General features: G+C 52.3%; 17 protein-coding genes. 13 read left to right on the top strand and 4 right to left on the bottom strand.

The window, feature by feature from the left end; translation table 11 throughout:
* Positions 1-80: 80 nt before the first annotated feature.
* Positions 81-1,169: an FKBP-type peptidyl-prolyl cis-trans isomerase N-terminal domain-containing protein gene (locus NYE85_RS14345; RefSeq protein WP_259005426.1), complete on the top strand. Its 1,089-nt coding sequence runs from the start codon at positions 81-83 to the stop codon at positions 1,167-1,169.
* Between the two features lie 826 nt (positions 1,170-1,995).
* On the opposite strand, the gene NYE85_RS14340 is transcribed toward NYE85_RS14345, so the two are convergent.
* Complete coding sequence (locus NYE85_RS14340) at positions 1,996-2,730, bottom strand: A24 family peptidase (RefSeq protein ID WP_259005425.1); 735 nt, start codon at positions 2,728-2,730, stop codon at positions 1,996-1,998.
* Positions 2,731-3,044: 314 nt separating this feature from the next.
* Here NYE85_RS14340 and gspG point away from each other — a divergent pair, with 314 nt between their 5' ends.
* The 12 genes from gspG to NYE85_RS14280 all read left to right on the top strand — a co-directional run bounded on the left by gspG (position 3,045) and on the right by NYE85_RS14280 (position 12,191).
* Positions 3,045-3,467 carry a type II secretion system major pseudopilin GspG gene (gene gspG / locus NYE85_RS14335; RefSeq protein ID WP_259005424.1) on the top strand — a complete coding sequence of 141 codons (423 nt, stop codon included), beginning with the start codon at positions 3,045-3,047 and terminating at the stop codon, positions 3,465-3,467.
* A gap of 2 nt (positions 3,468-3,469) precedes the next feature.
* Complete coding sequence (locus tag NYE85_RS14330; RefSeq protein ID WP_259005423.1) at positions 3,470-3,925, top strand: lytic transglycosylase domain-containing protein; 456 nt, start codon at positions 3,470-3,472, stop codon at positions 3,923-3,925.
* On the top strand, positions 3,925-5,103 hold the full coding sequence (locus tag NYE85_RS14325) for a type II secretion system F family protein (protein WP_259005422.1): 1,179 nt from the start codon (positions 3,925-3,927) through the stop codon (positions 5,101-5,103). Before NYE85_RS14330 ends, NYE85_RS14325 begins: the two co-directional genes overlap by 1 nt.
* Positions 5,100-6,728 (top strand): GspE/PulE family protein, encoded by a 1,629-nt coding sequence (locus NYE85_RS14320; RefSeq protein WP_259005421.1) that lies wholly within the window; start codon positions 5,100-5,102, stop codon positions 6,726-6,728. Before NYE85_RS14325 ends, NYE85_RS14320 begins: the two co-directional genes overlap by 4 nt.
* Positions 6,709-7,428, top strand: coding sequence for a hypothetical protein (locus NYE85_RS14315; RefSeq protein WP_259005420.1), 720 nt, complete (start codon positions 6,709-6,711; stop codon positions 7,426-7,428). Before NYE85_RS14320 ends, NYE85_RS14315 begins: the two co-directional genes overlap by 20 nt.
* A gap of 5 nt (positions 7,429-7,433) precedes the next feature.
* A complete protein-coding gene (locus tag NYE85_RS14310) occupies positions 7,434-7,934 on the top strand; it encodes a hypothetical protein (protein ID WP_259005419.1) in 501 nt (166 codons plus the stop codon).
* Positions 7,924-8,478, top strand: a complete 555-nt coding sequence (locus tag NYE85_RS14305; protein WP_259005418.1) for a GspMb/PilO family protein — start codon at positions 7,924-7,926, stop codon at positions 8,476-8,478. The genes NYE85_RS14310 and NYE85_RS14305 overlap by 11 nt, the downstream gene beginning before the upstream one ends.
* Positions 8,479-8,729: 251 nt before the next feature.
* Positions 8,730-8,996, top strand: coding sequence for a hypothetical protein (locus NYE85_RS14300; protein ID WP_259005417.1), 267 nt, complete (start codon positions 8,730-8,732; stop codon positions 8,994-8,996).
* The gene (locus NYE85_RS14295; protein ID WP_259005416.1) at positions 8,996-10,876 is read left to right on the top strand and encodes a secretin N-terminal domain-containing protein; all 1,881 of its coding nucleotides are present in this window, start codon (positions 8,996-8,998) and stop codon (positions 10,874-10,876) included. The genes NYE85_RS14300 and NYE85_RS14295 overlap by 1 nt, the downstream gene beginning before the upstream one ends.
* Entirely contained in the window at positions 10,873-11,346 is a 474-nt protein-coding gene (locus NYE85_RS14290; protein ID WP_259005415.1) for a type II secretion system protein, read from the top strand. The genes NYE85_RS14295 and NYE85_RS14290 overlap by 4 nt, the downstream gene beginning before the upstream one ends.
* On the top strand, positions 11,333-11,701 hold the full coding sequence (locus tag NYE85_RS14285; protein WP_259005413.1) for a type II secretion system protein: 369 nt from the start codon (positions 11,333-11,335) through the stop codon (positions 11,699-11,701). Before NYE85_RS14290 ends, NYE85_RS14285 begins: the two co-directional genes overlap by 14 nt.
* A complete protein-coding gene (locus tag NYE85_RS14280) occupies positions 11,688-12,191 on the top strand; it encodes a hypothetical protein (protein WP_259005412.1) in 504 nt (167 codons plus the stop codon). Before NYE85_RS14285 ends, NYE85_RS14280 begins: the two co-directional genes overlap by 14 nt.
* Before the next feature lie 72 nt (positions 12,192-12,263).
* Here the strand turns inward: NYE85_RS14280 and NYE85_RS14275 are convergent, their stop codons facing one another.
* The 3 genes from NYE85_RS14275 to NYE85_RS14265 all read right to left on the bottom strand — a co-directional run bounded on the left by NYE85_RS14275 (position 12,264) and on the right by NYE85_RS14265 (position 14,274).
* Positions 12,264-12,539, bottom strand: a complete 276-nt coding sequence (locus tag NYE85_RS14275; protein WP_259005411.1) for a LysR family transcriptional regulator — start codon at positions 12,537-12,539, stop codon at positions 12,264-12,266.
* Between the two features lie 488 nt (positions 12,540-13,027).
* Positions 13,028-13,504 carry a hypothetical protein gene (locus NYE85_RS14270; RefSeq protein WP_259005410.1) on the bottom strand — a complete coding sequence of 159 codons (477 nt, stop codon included), beginning with the start codon at positions 13,502-13,504 and terminating at the stop codon, positions 13,028-13,030.
* Positions 13,474-14,274 carry a winged helix-turn-helix domain-containing protein gene (locus tag NYE85_RS14265; RefSeq protein WP_259005409.1) on the bottom strand — a complete coding sequence of 267 codons (801 nt, stop codon included), beginning with the start codon at positions 14,272-14,274 and terminating at the stop codon, positions 13,474-13,476. Before NYE85_RS14265 ends, NYE85_RS14270 begins: the two co-directional genes overlap by 31 nt.
* Positions 14,275-15,779 lie beyond the last annotated feature (1,505 nt).

The raw sequence follows: 15,779 nt of genomic DNA, 5'->3' as shown, positions 1-15,779 counted from the left end.
TAACTGCATACTGTTTTTTAACTAATAAAAGGGAATGCGCATATGTTTTATTACGCTGCTACTATCAGGGAGTGTCTCCGATGGTATTAAAAGGAAGACTGTCGTTACTCATTCTGGCCTTCATTCCTTGCGTCGCCCAATCCGACGGCTATTCCTGGGCCCATACCGGCACCCCTGCTCAGCACAACCACGCTGACACTGCACGCTTTTTCTCCGCCCCGACACCGCCATCGGAAAAACCTGCTCATCACCGCTACGAAGATTCGCTGGCAAAGCAATTGGAAAGCAAAAACCGCCAGATCTCGCAGCTAAAGAAAAAGCTGATTCAAGAACAAAACAACAGCAGGCGGCAAGCGAAAAAATTGCAACAGCAAATTACTCAACTACAGGATGCTAACGCGCGGCGCGTTCAATCGCAGCGTAACCCCACACTGTTCCCCATTGGCCCAGCGTTAAGCACTGCGGTAGCACTGCTTTCGCCAATGCCCGGCAGCCTCGCCCGCAGCCTGGGCATTTCCATCCCCAACGCCAGGGCGACGCCGAAAACTCCTTTGCGTGAAGAACAAAAGGTCGATTACGCCACCGGCATGCTGTTAGGTAAAAACATTTTACTGATGCAGCAACGAAACCAGGCTCTGAATATCAAGATGGATAACAACACGGTGTTGGCTGGCATAAACGATTATCTCAATAACGCCAGCCTTTTGTCTGAAAGCGAAGGGAACAGTTTGCTGGAAGAAATAGATTCTGCTTTGCAGGAGGCAACGGAAGCCTATGCCCATCGACATCGTCAGGAAGGGGCAAAATACGTCGAGCAATTTATTAAACGTCCTGGCGCGCACCGGGCGCCAGCCGGTTTTTATTATCGCGTGAATCGCCGGGGAGGTGGAAAAATCCCCGCCCAAGCGCATGTGGACATTCAAGTGAAGGAGAGCCTAACCAATGGCACGGTAATTAATGACATGATCCGCTCCGGTGCCGTCATTTCGCAGCGATTTGGCGATTACCCGCCACTGTTTCAGGACGCGCTGTCGTTGATCGGCAAACAGGGGGCCATCACCATCGTGGTTCCGCCGGAGCTGGCCTATGGCGATAGTGGCAGCCCACCGTCCATACCGCCCGGTGCGACCATGATCTACGAACTACAGGTCGTCGGCGTTACGCAATAACCGTAGCGGGTCAATCCTGTCTGGATTGAGGCTTGCCGCCTGCTAATGCCCGGTGAACTTCATCGGGCAACGAAGCCGGGCGACGGTATAACACCACCTGCCCCCCGGATTATCCCGCAAGTAGTAATCTGCCGATGGTGGAACTAGGCAACATCCGGCATTTTATAGGAGGTTATGCGATGAAGAGACATCGCCTGAAACAAGGCCACCAAAGCGCGGCATCATACTGCACCCTTAGTTTAAAAGATGAACAATGTTAATAATTACTCAGACACAAACAGCTTGCTGCCTGCTATTATAGCCATGTCTTCACAGAAGACACGGGCACTCGGAGTTCATTCATAACCACCTTAATGTTTGAATCTGCCATGTTCCAGCGCCGAGTGCCCATTTTCTTGACCAAAGTAGAAATCATTATTTAAGCAAAATCACCTTTTATAAGATAATAAAAGTTATCAGCAAAGCATGATAATAAAATGATTCTATCACCTTCCTCTGCCTCCTCGATAATGGCTCAAAGTATTGGAGCATGCGGATAACTGTTTTTGCAACGGTGTGATGCCGCATATCACCACAGTATGCAGGCTCAGCAGCCCCGATGCAGCAGGCAGGAAACCGGTGAGGCAGCGTATCGTCTAATAATGAAACAAAAAGATGACGACATGAAAACTACCGTCCGTGCTGACATGCAACAGAACGCGCCAGTGATACGCAGGGCGGAAAATATGCAACCACGAGCAACCTAGATGATTAACGTGCGTCCGTAATTGAGATCTATTTGATACCTCACCGTTTTTGACTTGAGCCTCCCCCGGCTCAAGCCTTGCTATCTCCAGATCATAAACACCAATGCTACGGCGATCGGATAAGGTCCGAAAGGGAATCGTTCTCCCAGTTTGGTCCGCAATACCAACAGCGCGCTAAACATCGCCAACAGTGGGGATATAGCCATGATGCGCCATAACGTTTCTACACCGAACCACGCCCCCAGCGCGGCAAACAGTTTCATATCTCCCATCCCCATTCCCGGCTGACGACGCCATAGATAAAACAGGCGATCCAGCAACCAGGGAAGCATGAATCCCAATGCGGATGCCGTCATGGCCTCCATGCCACTCACCCTGCCAGCATCCATAAAGGCCGCACAAGCACCGAGTGCCCACAATGGCAATGTCAATCTGTCTGGCAACAGCATGGTGCGCAGATCAATCCCGGCCAACGTCACCAGCAGGCAAGCTGCTGCTAATATAAATCCCCCCTGCAACGACAACCCGTACCGCTGAGTCAGCAGAGCAAACAATAGTGCAGTCAATAGCTCTACCAATGGATAACGCCAGGGAATGGGATTTCGGCAATCGGCGCAGCGTCCGCCCAGGGATAGCCAACCGAGCAGCGGCAGATTATGACGCCAGCGAATGCCCGCGCCACAATGCGGGCAAAACGAAGCCGGATAGCTTAGCGTTATCCGTTCGCCAATCATGATCGATGGCAGACGATAAATCACCACATTAAGAAAGCTGCCGATAATGGCTCCCAAAATAAAAGAAAATATCACATGCATGTAAAACTCGCAGACTATGAAATTCGAGGAGATTGATTAATTCATGATGATATAAACATCATCGTCATGATAATAACCTGATGGGTACCTTATTAATTTTATAGGTGGGCAATATTAAAGTTTACAAAGCCTCAGCACTTAGGTAAATATAATGCGCCGTATCAACTGGCATATATCGCCTTCACGATAAAACAAAAAAACATTATTACAATTGCATTCCCATAAAAATAGATGTGGATAAGATTTATTCACCTCTAAATATGGAGAATAGCATAAGCCGTAATAGCGCCAGCAATTTAACATATGAGTATTTTATGAGAAGAACATTATTAATACATTACCGCCAGCAGCAAGGTTTTACACTGCTTGAATTACTGGTTGTGTTGATGATTATTGCACTTCTGGCCGGTTTTGTCGGTCCCCGACTATTTTCACAGATCGACCAAGCCAAAGATAAAACGGCGCTGAGCCAAATGAAGAGTCTGTCCGATGCATTGAGCCAGTACCGACTGGACGTCGGCCAATATCCCAGCGAGGCTCAGGGGCTGCAAGCGCTGACGGAACGCCCGAGTGGGGTTAACAATTGGCATGGCCCATATCTGAGCAAAGGCGTGCCCAATGATCCCTGGGGCAACCCGTATCAATGGCACAATCCGACCCGTAACAAAAATGCAGTTTATGAAGTTGAGCTGCTCGCCACCGGTAACGGCGGCAAGGCCGTGAGCTACGGATTCTGATAATGCGCGCCGTTTTATTTACCCTATTGCTGTTGACAGCAACGGTCGACGCTACCTGTTGGAAGCAGGCCGGTGAGCGATATGGCATCGAGCCGACCCTGTTACAGGCAATCGCCATCACCGAATCCAGTCTGGATCCTGCCGCGATAAACCAAAACAAAGACGGCAGCTATGACATTGGCCTGATGCAGATCAACAGCAACAACTTACCGGCGCTGAAAAAATATCAAATATCGCAGCGCCGTTTATTGAATGACCCTTGCCTGAGCGTAATGACCGGCGCGTGGATCCTGGCCGGCTTTATGCGTCGGCATGGTTATAGCTGGGAAGCGGTCGGAGCCTACAATGCGGGCAGCGCACCAAAGCGCAACGCTCTGCGTCAGCACTACGCCCGACGCGTGCAAACACACTATCAACGGCTGCAGCAACATCCTGCGCCAGAAAGAATGACGCAATAATGAAAAGTTTCGACATTATCTTGCTGCGCCACGGCGTACGCAGCACGCAGAGGTTCCAGGCAGACAGTGCTGAACAGGCTCGCATGCAGGCCGAGCTCACAGGCGCTCTGGTGCTGAAAGTAAAACCCCGTAGCCGCCTGGCACGCCGTGCCAAACCCTTTCCGCTGACGCTATTCATCCAGGAACTTATTGCCCTGCTGGAGGCCGGGTTGGTGATCGTCGAGGCAATCGAAGCGCTCAGCGAAAGCAGCCGAGATACCGAGCAACGCCGCGTGCTTGATGCGCTGCTGAAAACGCTTTACCGCGGGCAGCAGCTTTCTCAAGCTCTGGCAGCGCTACCTGCACTGTTTCCCCCTCTACTGGTCAGCACCGTCGCATCCTCCGAACAAACGGGACAATTAGCTACCGCGCTCGGGCGTTTTCTGCACTACGAAAAACGCATGGAAGCGCTGCGCAAGCGCATCCGCAACACGTTGCTCTATCCCTCGGTGGTGATAAGCATCGGCTGCCTGATTCTGTTTTTCCTGCTGGGATTTATCATTCCGCGCTTCGCCATAGTTTTCGAAGGCATGAGAGACCTGAACGGCAGTGCAAGATTTATCGTCTGGTGGGGCCATCTGACACACAGTCATGGCCCGTTGCTACTGGCGATGACGGTGTTCGGTGTCATACTGCTGGTCAACGGCAGTAGCAATAAAAAGGTGCGACAAATACTGTTGGAACAACTGCTGCGTATCCCGCAATTACAACATCAGCATCAGTTAGCCATTCTGGTGCGCTTCTATCGCACCCTTGGCTTGTTGTTGCAAGGTGGCATGCCAGCCGTAAATGCCCTGACGTTGACCGGCAGCCTGCTCCCCCCGCGCTATCAACCGAACTTGCAACAGGCTTTGGCTGATATACAGGCCGGCAAAACCCTGTCATCCAGCCTCGAATCGCAACAACTTACTACCCCCGTCGCCAGTCGGTTACTGGCGGTGGGTGAACGCAGCGGAGATCTGCCCGCACTGTGTGAACGTATCGCGGCGTTTTATGACGAAAGCCTCGAGCGCGCCATCGAAACCTTCAGCAAGATCTTCGAGCCACTACTGATGTTGATCGTCGGCGGTTTGGTTGGGTTAGTGGTATTCCTGCTTTACATGCCAATCTTTGAAATGGCCGGAGGATTGACACAATGACATCATCCCCCTTGAGTGCCGTCACCGAATGGCAGAGTCTACCGCCTGACGCGCGAGTTGAATGGCTGGACAACATGCTGACTCAGCATCCGCAATGCCTGCCGGCGCTGGCTGCCGATCTTGGACTGTACCCGCTCACCGTGGAACAGCTGTTGCGGGGCAAACTGAATTTCGCCCATGTCACGCTACCTCAGGCACTGTCACGCCGCCTGTTGCCGCTCGAGATCGACGGCCATGCTTATTTGCTGCTGGCAGACCCGTTTTCGCTACCGCAGCGACAGTGGGCGCAAAAACACGCCGAGCGTCTGGCGCTCGGATTGCCAGGCTGGTTACATGAACAACTGGATATTCTTGCACGCCAGCAGCGAACCATGGATCAGGTCAACACGCAAGACTTTGACGGCACGGCAGAAGATACGACGCTAGAGATCTCGATGGTCGGTATTTCCCAGGAACAGAGCCCGGTTATCAAGCTGGTTAACGCCACGCTGTACGACGCGTTGCAAAGCCGCGCCAGCGACATTCATCTAGAAAGCATACCAGACGGGCTGGTAGTGAAATACCGCATCGACGGCGTATTGCATCCCATCACGCGCTGTAATGGCAGCCATACCGCAGAACAGGTGATATCCCGCCTGAAGGTGCTGGGAAGCATGGATATTTCTGAGCGGCGTATCCCACAGGACGGGCGCTTCAAGGCGCATATCCAACAGCGCAACGTGGATTTTCGGGTGTCTATAATGCCCAGTATTCACGGCGAAGACGCCGTGCTGCGCGTTCTCGACAAATCGCATGAACAAAAATTACGTCTGGAAACGCTGGGGTTTGATGCCCACACCCTGCTCGCCATACGTCAACTGACACAAATTCCGCATGGCATGGTACTGGTCACCGGCCCAACCGGCAGCGGCAAATCCACCACTCTGTATTCGGTTCTCAGCGAACTCAACAGCGGCACAAGCAAAATCATTACCATCGAAGATCCGGTGGAATATCAATTGGAAGGTGTGCTGCAAATCCCGGTTAACGACAAGAAAGGCCTGACCTTTGCCCGTGGGCTGCGTGCCATTCTGCGTCACGACCCCGACATTATTCTGGTGGGGGAAATTCGCGATGGAGAAACGGCCGGCATCGCCGTACAGGCTGCACTGACCGGCCACCTGGTACTTTCATCTGTGCATGCCAATAGCGTATTCAGCGTACTGGAGCGATTTATGTACATGCAGGTAGAGCCAGGCAGCCTGATTTCTGCCCTCAACGGCGTAGTGGCACAGCGCCTGGTCAGGCAGATTTGCCCACATTGCCGCGAACCTAGTACACCGGAGCAACAAGATGCAGAACTATGGCAGTTGACGTCCGAGCAAATCACGCAAGGGGACTGGGCCGTCGGTAAAGGCTGTGCACACTGTCGTAACAGCGGTTATCACGGACGCTTGGCGCTGGCTGAAGTACTGCATTTCAGCGACGCCATGAAGGAAGCGCTGCTGGCACGAGCACCGCTGCGACAACTGCGCGAATGCGCTCAGCAGGAGGGTTTTGTCTGTTTGCAGCAAATTGCTGTCAACGCCGCCAGCAACGGTTTTACCACCTTGCAGGAGGTCAAACGTGTTATTTCCACGCGCTGAGCAGTGGTGCTGTCAATTGCAACGCCGCCATATTCAGCTTTGCCAAGGCGAAGAGCTGCATAGCCAGCAGATATGGCAACCCAGCATTCCGCTGGCTGAACAACTTGATCGCTTGCTCTCCCCACTGCGCGGTAAGTGTCCTTGGCTGGACAGCATAGGATTCGAACTTGATGCCCCCCATGTGCACTACCTGCTGGTGCCCTGGCCGCAAGGCGTCACCACCCCGGCAGAGTTGCGGCAATATGCACGTATGCTGCTGGCAGAACAGAGCGGCGAATCACCAAATAAGAGCCAGGTCAGCTTCTTCGGTACCGAATACGGAGCAAATGTCTTTGCCGCCGTGTTGAATGACGCCTTGTTCATCGAATTGAAGACCATTGCCAAAAAGTATCGTTTGCGTTTTCGAGGCTGCAACACCCCATTCAGCCGCATGTTGAACGCTTTTGGCCGCAGGTTGCCAAGCGACGCGCTATTCGCCTGCATCAGCGAGCATGAAAGCAACTTCGCTGCACGCTATCAAGGCCGTTGGCACAGCGTTTTCAGCCTGAGCCTGCCGCCAGAAGAAAGTAGCCGGCAGCTGGATATTGCCAACCGATTGGCAGGCCTACCGCCACTGGAGCGATACGTGATGCATATGCAGCAAAACATGCCAGGACCGGTAACCCTAAAGCATGGCCTGCCGCCGACGGGTACAGAGTGATCGCCATGAACAACCATCATTTTTACGCCTTGCCGCCACTCACCGTCAAATTCAGCCTGCTATTGTTAGCGCTGATGGCGCCGGTACTGCTGGGCATTCAGACCGAATACCAGCGCCAACGTACGCTGTCGAGCCAATTGGCCGATCAACAGCGACAATTGCTGGCTCATCAACAAGCGGCAGAAGCCATACGCGCCCGACAGCGGGCATTCAGCACGGCGCCAACGATTCCACAGCCTTCCTCCGCACGCCTGTGGGTGCTGGCAAAACTGGCCGATGCATTGTCAGACGACATCGCGCTGCTTTCGCTGGATTTAGATACCCGTCAGCAACGTATGCATCTTGAGCTGACCAGCCGATCTTTGAGTTCACTGCTGGATTTCGTCTCTCGTCTACAGCGAACCCCGGCAAAAGTCGAACTGGAAAATCATACCCGCGAACGGGCATTACCAGCGCCGTGGCAGATCCGCGCCACGCTGAATTTGGAGTATGATCATGCGTCTTAACTCCAGGCTGTTACGTCAACCGCACCTGTTGGGCAACCAAGTACGCTGGCACACCAGCCGACTGTATGAACGGCTCGGCTTGCTGCCGTTGTTGATTGGCGCCGTCTGGCTGATGCTGGTGATTTACTGGTGTGTGGTGTTGCGTCCGGATTTGGCGGATATGCGCCTGCAACAGCAGGAAATTCAACGACAACTCAGTATTCCTCTGCCCGTCATCGCGCCGGAAAACGCAGACGCGGAGCAAAAGCTCAACGCCACTGAATACCAGCAAGTAAAAGCGCTGTTCGCCATTCTGGAAAAACACCGATTACAGGCTAAAGAGAGTCGCTATCAACTGCTGGCCGATAGCAAAAATTCCGCAGCCGACCAGTTGGCACTGGAGATCCCGCTGCTCGGCGAATATACCCAGCTGTACGCGGCGCTGCAAGAACTGGGCGCTGCGATGCCACTACAGGTGGATACCCTGAAGATCAGCCGCATTGCACCCGACAACGTACAGTTGACGATATTACTGCGCGTGACACTGGCGGAGGGCCAGCCATGAAATTGCCGCGCTATCTGCAAATTGCTCTCGCAGCAAGCGTTCTGCTTTGCCTATGGAGCGTTTTTTCGACGCCGGAACCCCAGCCCCAAGAGGAAAGGTTGCTGGTACAGGGTCGCCCGGCCATCGTTGCTTCCTCTTCCCATACCCGCACCACTACCGCCGTGACAAACTCGGTTAACCTATTCCCCTTCCAGGGGCTCACGGTCGAACCGCCACAGCGAGCCGCGTCGTCCCCAGCACCAGAAGTGGCTATGACTAGCGCGCCACCGTTACCGTTCCAGATCAGCGGGGCATGGTGGGAGCGGCAACAGCGTGCGCTAGTGCTGACCAACGGCGAACGGCAATGGGTCATCTGCCGCCAGTGCCGGGCGCGCGACAAAATTTGGACCGGCGATATCCTGGAGCACAACTGGCAGTTGGTAGAGGTTGGTGCCGACTTTCTGACCATCCGCTGGTTGCCACAACGTCACGACCAGCGCCTGGCGCTGGGTGACATGACTTTCAAACCGAAATTCTAATGATGCTGAAAAAAAACATACTTGCACTGACCATTGGCGCAATGCTGCTGGCTGGCTGTGCCGACACCGCGCCACAAGCCGAACTCAATGAACAACAGCAGCTGATCCGCTCGCTGGACGAGCTGGCGCAGCAGCGGCGCGCCGCTCCACAGGATCTGAAGCTGAAAAGCCGCGAACAGTTGGAAAGCACCCTGTTGGTAAATAGTTACCTCAAACAGGCTGACGCCGCTGCAACACGCAATGATTATCAGGAAGCCGCGCGTCTCTGGCGCGCCGCCCTGCGCTATCAACCTGGAAATTTGCGTGCACGGCAAGGGCTGCGACGCATCAATACCTACCGTTCACTTGACGCCCTGTTTCTCCAGGCCAGTAACCTGGCCGCCAACCAACCTGCTCAGGCGCTACAGAAAATCAATCTGGTGCTGCAAGAGGAGCCTGGTTGGCCGCAGGCCGTTGCGTTGCGTGACCAGCTATTGCGCAAGTTATCCGCCAGCAAACAGCCGTTCGATGTGTTAAACGCCGAGCTGCAAAAACCGGTGTCACTGCACTTTCGATCACACAATCTCATCCAGATTTTCAACACCATTTCACAGATGACCGGTGTCAGCTTTATCTTCGATAACGACGTACCCAAAGACATCACTGCCAGCATCATGGCGGATAACACCACGGCGGAAGATGCCATCAATCTGTTATTGATGTCTAACCAGCTGCGCAAGAAAGTGCTGAACGGCAATACGCTGCTGGTCTACCCGGCCGGCCAGGCCAAGGAAAGAACCTATCGCGACATCGTGGTTAGAACCTTTTTCCTTGGCTACGCCAAAGCGAAAGAAGTGAATGTCGCCATCCGCAACATGCTTAAATTGAAAGACATTCATGTCGACGAACGCACCAATACCATCACGGTACGCGGCCCACGCGAGAGCGTAGACATGGCCGAACGATTGCTAATGACGCTGGATCGGCCTGAGGCCGAAGTGATGCTGGAAGTGGAAGTGCTGGAGATAAAAAGCAACGATGCGGAAAAACTCGGTATCAGTTACCCGCAAAGCGTCGGTGTCGGCTTCCAACCGTTGGAGAAAGGAGACAGGATGCCACTCGACACGTTCCGCAAAGACAACCTGTTCGTCAATCTTGGCGCAGGAAATGCTGTCACTATTGATATCAAAAAAGTTCGCAGCCACGCACAGGTGCTGGCCAATCCACGCATCCGTGTAAAAAACAATAAAAAAGCGCTGATTGAGATCGGCGAAAAACTGCCGGTCATCACCGCTGTACTCAATGGCGAACAGACCTCCGAACAGGTTACATATCAGGACGTTGGTCTAAAGCTCGAAGTTACGCCGGACATCAGCCTGGACGGCGAAATCGGCATGGACGTCGACTTTACCCTCAGCAGCCTGGGTCAGCCAGAAACCAGTGATAAAGGACTGAAATATTACGGTACCAATAACCGTACGGCCAAGACCATACTCAGCAGCCGAGATGGGGAAACCCAGATGTTGGCCGGGCTGATAAACCAGGACAGCAAGCAGGAAAAAAGTGGTCTGCCCTGGCTTAGTGATATTCCCTTGATTGGTGGTCTGTTCCGCAGTTCCTCAAATGATGCCAAACGTACCGAGGTGATCCTGCTGATCACCCCGCATATCGAACGCAATCTCGATCTGCCGGGGGGGCACATCAGCACCATTCCAGCCGGTACCGACGATATGCCGGGGGAGCAAAACACCACCCTTCATTCGGCCGGCAAGATTCGACTCGGTAGCGAAGATCCGAACGTACCGCCTTTGGCACCTCCGACCAGTATTCCTGAGGTGCGGGGAGAACTTCCACCGCCGGTATCGCTCAATGAAGCCCCACGGGAACAGACACCAGGATGAAACGCCAACGGGGTTTTACGCTAGTAGAAATGATGGTGACGCTCAGCCTGCTGGCCTGCCTGACCGCCGCCGCATTGCCGCTGGTGGAAAAATATGGCCAACGCCAGAAAGAAGATGAACTGCGGCTGGCGCTGCGCCAAATCCGCGAGGCGCTGGATCGTTACCAACAGGCCGGGGTTGACGGCAGGATTGAAAAGGATGCCGATACGCTCGGCTACCCCAAAAATCTGCACGTCCTGGTGGAAGGCGTCAGCGATAAAAAATCGCCTAATAGACGCAAGATCTATTTCCTGCGCCGCATTCCGCGAGATCCAATGTGCGACTGCGTTGGCACGCCAGACGCCGAAACCTGGCTTACCCGCAGTTCCACCGCCCCCCCCGGGGATTTTAGCGGCGGAAAGGATGTGTATGACGTAGCCTCATCAAGCAGGGCTACAGGCCTGAACGGAGTACCCTATGCGCAATGGTGAAAACGGTTTTACCCTGATCGAACTGCTGGTCGTAATGGCAATCATTGCCACCCTGATGACGCTGGTAGCGCCACGCTATTTCCAGCAAACCGAGCGCGCCCGAGAAGTGGTATTGAAGCACAACCTGAATACGCTGCGCCTGTCGCTGGACCAATATCGCCGCGATCGTATCGACGGGCCGGAAAGTCTGTATGATTTGGTCGATAAAGGTTATCTGCGGCAGCTGCCGCTGGATCCAATGACGCATAGAAACGATAGCTGGAAGGTTGACGCTGATGAACAGGGACAAATCATCAACGTACACAGTGGGGCAACCGAAAAATCGTTGGAAGGCACCGCCTATGCCGAATGGTAGTCGAGAAGGCGGCTTCAGTTACCTGCTACTATTGGCCTGGTTGAGCGTACTGGCTCTCATGATGTTGCGCAGTGAAGAGTATCGGCAAGTCCAGTGGCGACAAGAGAAGGAGGACCAATTACTGTTCAGCGGTGACCAAATCCGCGCAGCTATTGCAAGCTACCGAAAAAAAAGCAGCGCCGGAACCTGTTTCCCTTTGAATTTTCAGCAGCTATTGGACGATAGGCGCAGCGGTCGCTCAGAATATCACTTACGCCGGCTATACCGAGATCCACTCACCGGCCGACAGGAATGGGGAATGATTTATGACGCACAACAACGCTGGATTGGCGTTTACAGTCAGGGGAAGGGTCAGCCGCTGAAAAAAAGCGGCTTTGCGCCGCTGTATGAGGAACGCTTCAAAAAAGCCAAAAGCTATACCGACTGGCAATTCAAAGTAGAAGAAGATGCCGGTGCACCTCTGCCCGCACAATGCCACTCACCGCGCTGAATGCATCAGATCGTAATCGTTTCCACCAGTGTAGGCCACCGGAGCTCACCATGCAGGGTGCCACGCTGCCTATCAGCTATCCTTTTTGCAACATGACGCCAATTCGTTTTCCATCAACTGTTTGACCTGGTGAAGCTGGTTGGCATGACGGTAAAAAATGTGGCCTTGCGGCGTAAGTACGCAAGGCCGGCGACGCAACAGCAACAGCGTTCCCATTTCGCTTTCAAGCGTACTAATACGAAGGGAAACGGCAGAAGAGGTAATAAAGAGTTTTTTTGCCGCCCCCTCGAAACTGCCCGTTTCGACCACGGCCAGAAAAGTATCTATTTTCCTAAAACCCGACTTCATGGCGTAAAATTTCCCGGTATCTGAAGATGAAAATATTTGACAAGGGAATAACTGTAATCCTATGCGCAGGATGATTAGAATCTGACCAATCAGAAAGTATGGCAGCTAGAAGCAATGCGATTATCAATAAATAGACAACAACAAATTAATGGCGTGCTTTCTGATGTTTTTTAACAGCACAACAAGTTTATGCTTTGAGAAACTCAACCAGATTAACATGTGACTTCCGCTTAAGGAGGCGAGTTAGGCTCATTACACCACCATGACTGCCGAGTCATAAGAAACGCCGTCAGTGCTGATAGCTCCTCTTGCGGAAAATAGTGTAAAATCACTTTGCCTTGAATACTCATTAAATATCCAGCCTGGTCGTCGCGTAGCAATCAATTGACATCATTGGCTTGCCACGCGATGTCTAACGACTTACTGACCAAGAACCGGCTGGTCGGTATTACCTTTTAATAAAGCGCTACCATAGGCCGGCGGCGGGATTACTTCTCTTCGCACATCATGATCCAATTGTCATTAACCGTTACCAGATACATTTGGGCGCGAAGGCGCCTGAACACAAGGTTGATCGACTCGTCTCTAGCGCTGAATAGCGTCGAGCTACCGCCAACGTCGTCACTGGGTGACACTTTGATTTCAACGACTTTTCCTGTAACCACAGGTCCGCTGCTACTGACCTGGCTCATATGCAGTACGCGCCGCAGCTTCTTTTTTCCCTGCTGGGCAGATTCCGTTACGCCGAAAATAGAGATCATCCGCTCATCTAGCCAAAAAGTCACCGTGCCATTAAACGCATAACGCTGCATATCATCACCGATAAAATCACCGTTTTCGATTACGCTGGAACAAGGAGCCGAAGGCAACATGCGCCATGAAAGCAATTTTTTCATCGCTACGGCTCCGGCACCGCCCAACGCCAGCGAAAGCATCAGTAGGCCGAAAAATGTGTATACGCGCATCTGGCATCTTCCTTATCTATTTTATTCTGACAATACGCCACCCATATTTTCGGCCCATTGCCGGATATATAAATCTCTTTGGTGGTATTGTCCAAATCACGAGCAATCCGGGTCATCGCGCCTTTGCCAAAATAGGCGGATGAGGTGGCGTGGTAGGTCACATTGTTTTTAACCAGACGGTGGGCAAATAACGTACTGTCATTCTGTACATAAACCCAGACCGCTGGCGCGAAAATCATCACTGAAGCCAACACGGCAAACAGCCAAATGGGACATCGCGCCGTCAGAATTGTCGACAGCGGCACCGTTGAATGGTCAAGTGGCACCGCCGAGTCGTCCTGTCGTTGTTGCAATTCCGGCCACAATTCTGGCGCAACAGCCGGTTCCGACACCGCAATAGCCACTTCGTTATGCTGCGTTTCTGCCCGATCGTCGGCTGCGGAAGTTCCCCCCTCTTTCTTACAGGTAACCAGCACAATGCCGTATCGTGGAATGGTCTTCAGGGACAAGGGAGATAAAGAAGCGTCTTGGAATTTTCTGCGTAGCATTTTTACCAATTGGTGATAGCTGGACTCACTGACGACGACCCCTTGTCGAGTCCATATTTCGTCAATGATGGTTTCTTTGCGACCGCGATTTTCCAGTACCAGCTCCAGTAGTTTTTTCTCGTTGGGCGTAAGATGTATACTCTCCGCGCCAGATACCATTTCCAGGCTAGAATGTGCAGGGTTATAAAAAACCTCCTCACTCAAGGGAATGATTTCATCCATAAAACGCATCCTTATAATTCCTGATTGGCATAGAGATTTCTCATAGCCTGATTCACGCGACAAGCATCTATTAACTACCTAACAAACATTCATGACATGAAAAAATGCTCCCGCTGGCGTAGAGAACCGTGTCTCGAAGAGGGCATATTGAAAGTAGGGAAATACAACGTCCTGCTTTACCTGTTTTTCATATGCCGCCGTAGCACAGAATATCCCAACCTTACGAATGCAGATCCAAACAATTTATGATTAATTCATAATAGAAATCAGATTTTCACTCAAATCCAGAGGAATTTCCTTCGTTCGACCGCTCTCATTCTCAACACTCCAAGCATTCTTCAGACGATTTCAGAACGTAGCATTCGGACATTATTTTACTTTCCACTGCCCAGCCTCAAGATAACCGCGAGGCAATCATCAGTTCCTAAAGTCTTATTGCCGCTGACAGAATTATGCGAAAACAGCCAATGAAACACCCTCTGAGCCTTTATCCAGTTAGCAGCGGCAAATTACACACCAGTGACTATCGTGGCGGTAATGGCGAGCGGGTACCCGGCTACTGAGACAAATGGAGGGCTGATGCCACGCCAGTCTGGGTGTCGATTCATTGGCTGAATTGAGCGGCGACAAGGGCGATGATAAAGCTCGCCTGCCGGGCGTGGCGGGGATGGTGGGGATGGAATGCGGTACTGGTGCCACAGCGCAGCGCTGCGATTAGAAAAATGCAATCTCAGCGTGCGTCTCGACGCCCTGATCTGGCTGGCATATTGCTACAACGCTGCCCCACTATGGTCAACTACCGCCTGCGTCAACCGCTCAGTGGCAGGAAGATGTGTCACACGCTGTTCGCGCAAGCTATGGCGGCGGGACAGCTCGACACCGAGCTAGACGCTTAGAACAGCAGGCGCCGCAAGTCATCTGCCGTCGACGTCTGACGGAAAGATGCGCAGTTTCACCAGAATGGCATACTTTCCGAGTGTCGCACCGAACCCGGCTAAAGAGACAACGTGATTAGGCCATTGCGAGTGGATCGGCTTCGCCATGAACACCAGAAATTAAACGAACCGTTTAATACAGACCATATTATCTGCCACTAACGTGTATCTGAGCATGGTTATTGATAACCTGTGCAATAACCGTATGCCAACCTCTGAACATAGCAGGAAATAAAGGCTTAGGCCTCCCTGGCTCACGCCCCTCGCCGAGCCAGGCCGAACAATTTGGGGTTCATTTCATGTAACATTGTGACCTTCCCCTCCCCTCAGCCATTCTGGCTTTTTATTCTGAAAAAACCGAAAATTCGACTAATCGTTTAATTTAAAAATAGAAGATGGATATCACTTGCAACAGTATTCTCATTACTCCTCACAATATACATCAGTTTTTAAAACAAGCCATCATTCATATAAAAATCACGATCACTTTATCAATTCATCACATTGAGAGCATTGTTCAGACCATAACAATGCAACTATTCTGGCGACGTTTACTGAGAGTTACATCGC

This window comes from Serratia sp. AKBS12, assembly GCF_024793895.1.
Taxonomy (GTDB): Bacteria; Pseudomonadota; Gammaproteobacteria; order Enterobacterales; family Enterobacteriaceae; genus Serratia_F.
This window is presented reverse-complemented; position numbering and strand designations above follow the sequence as displayed.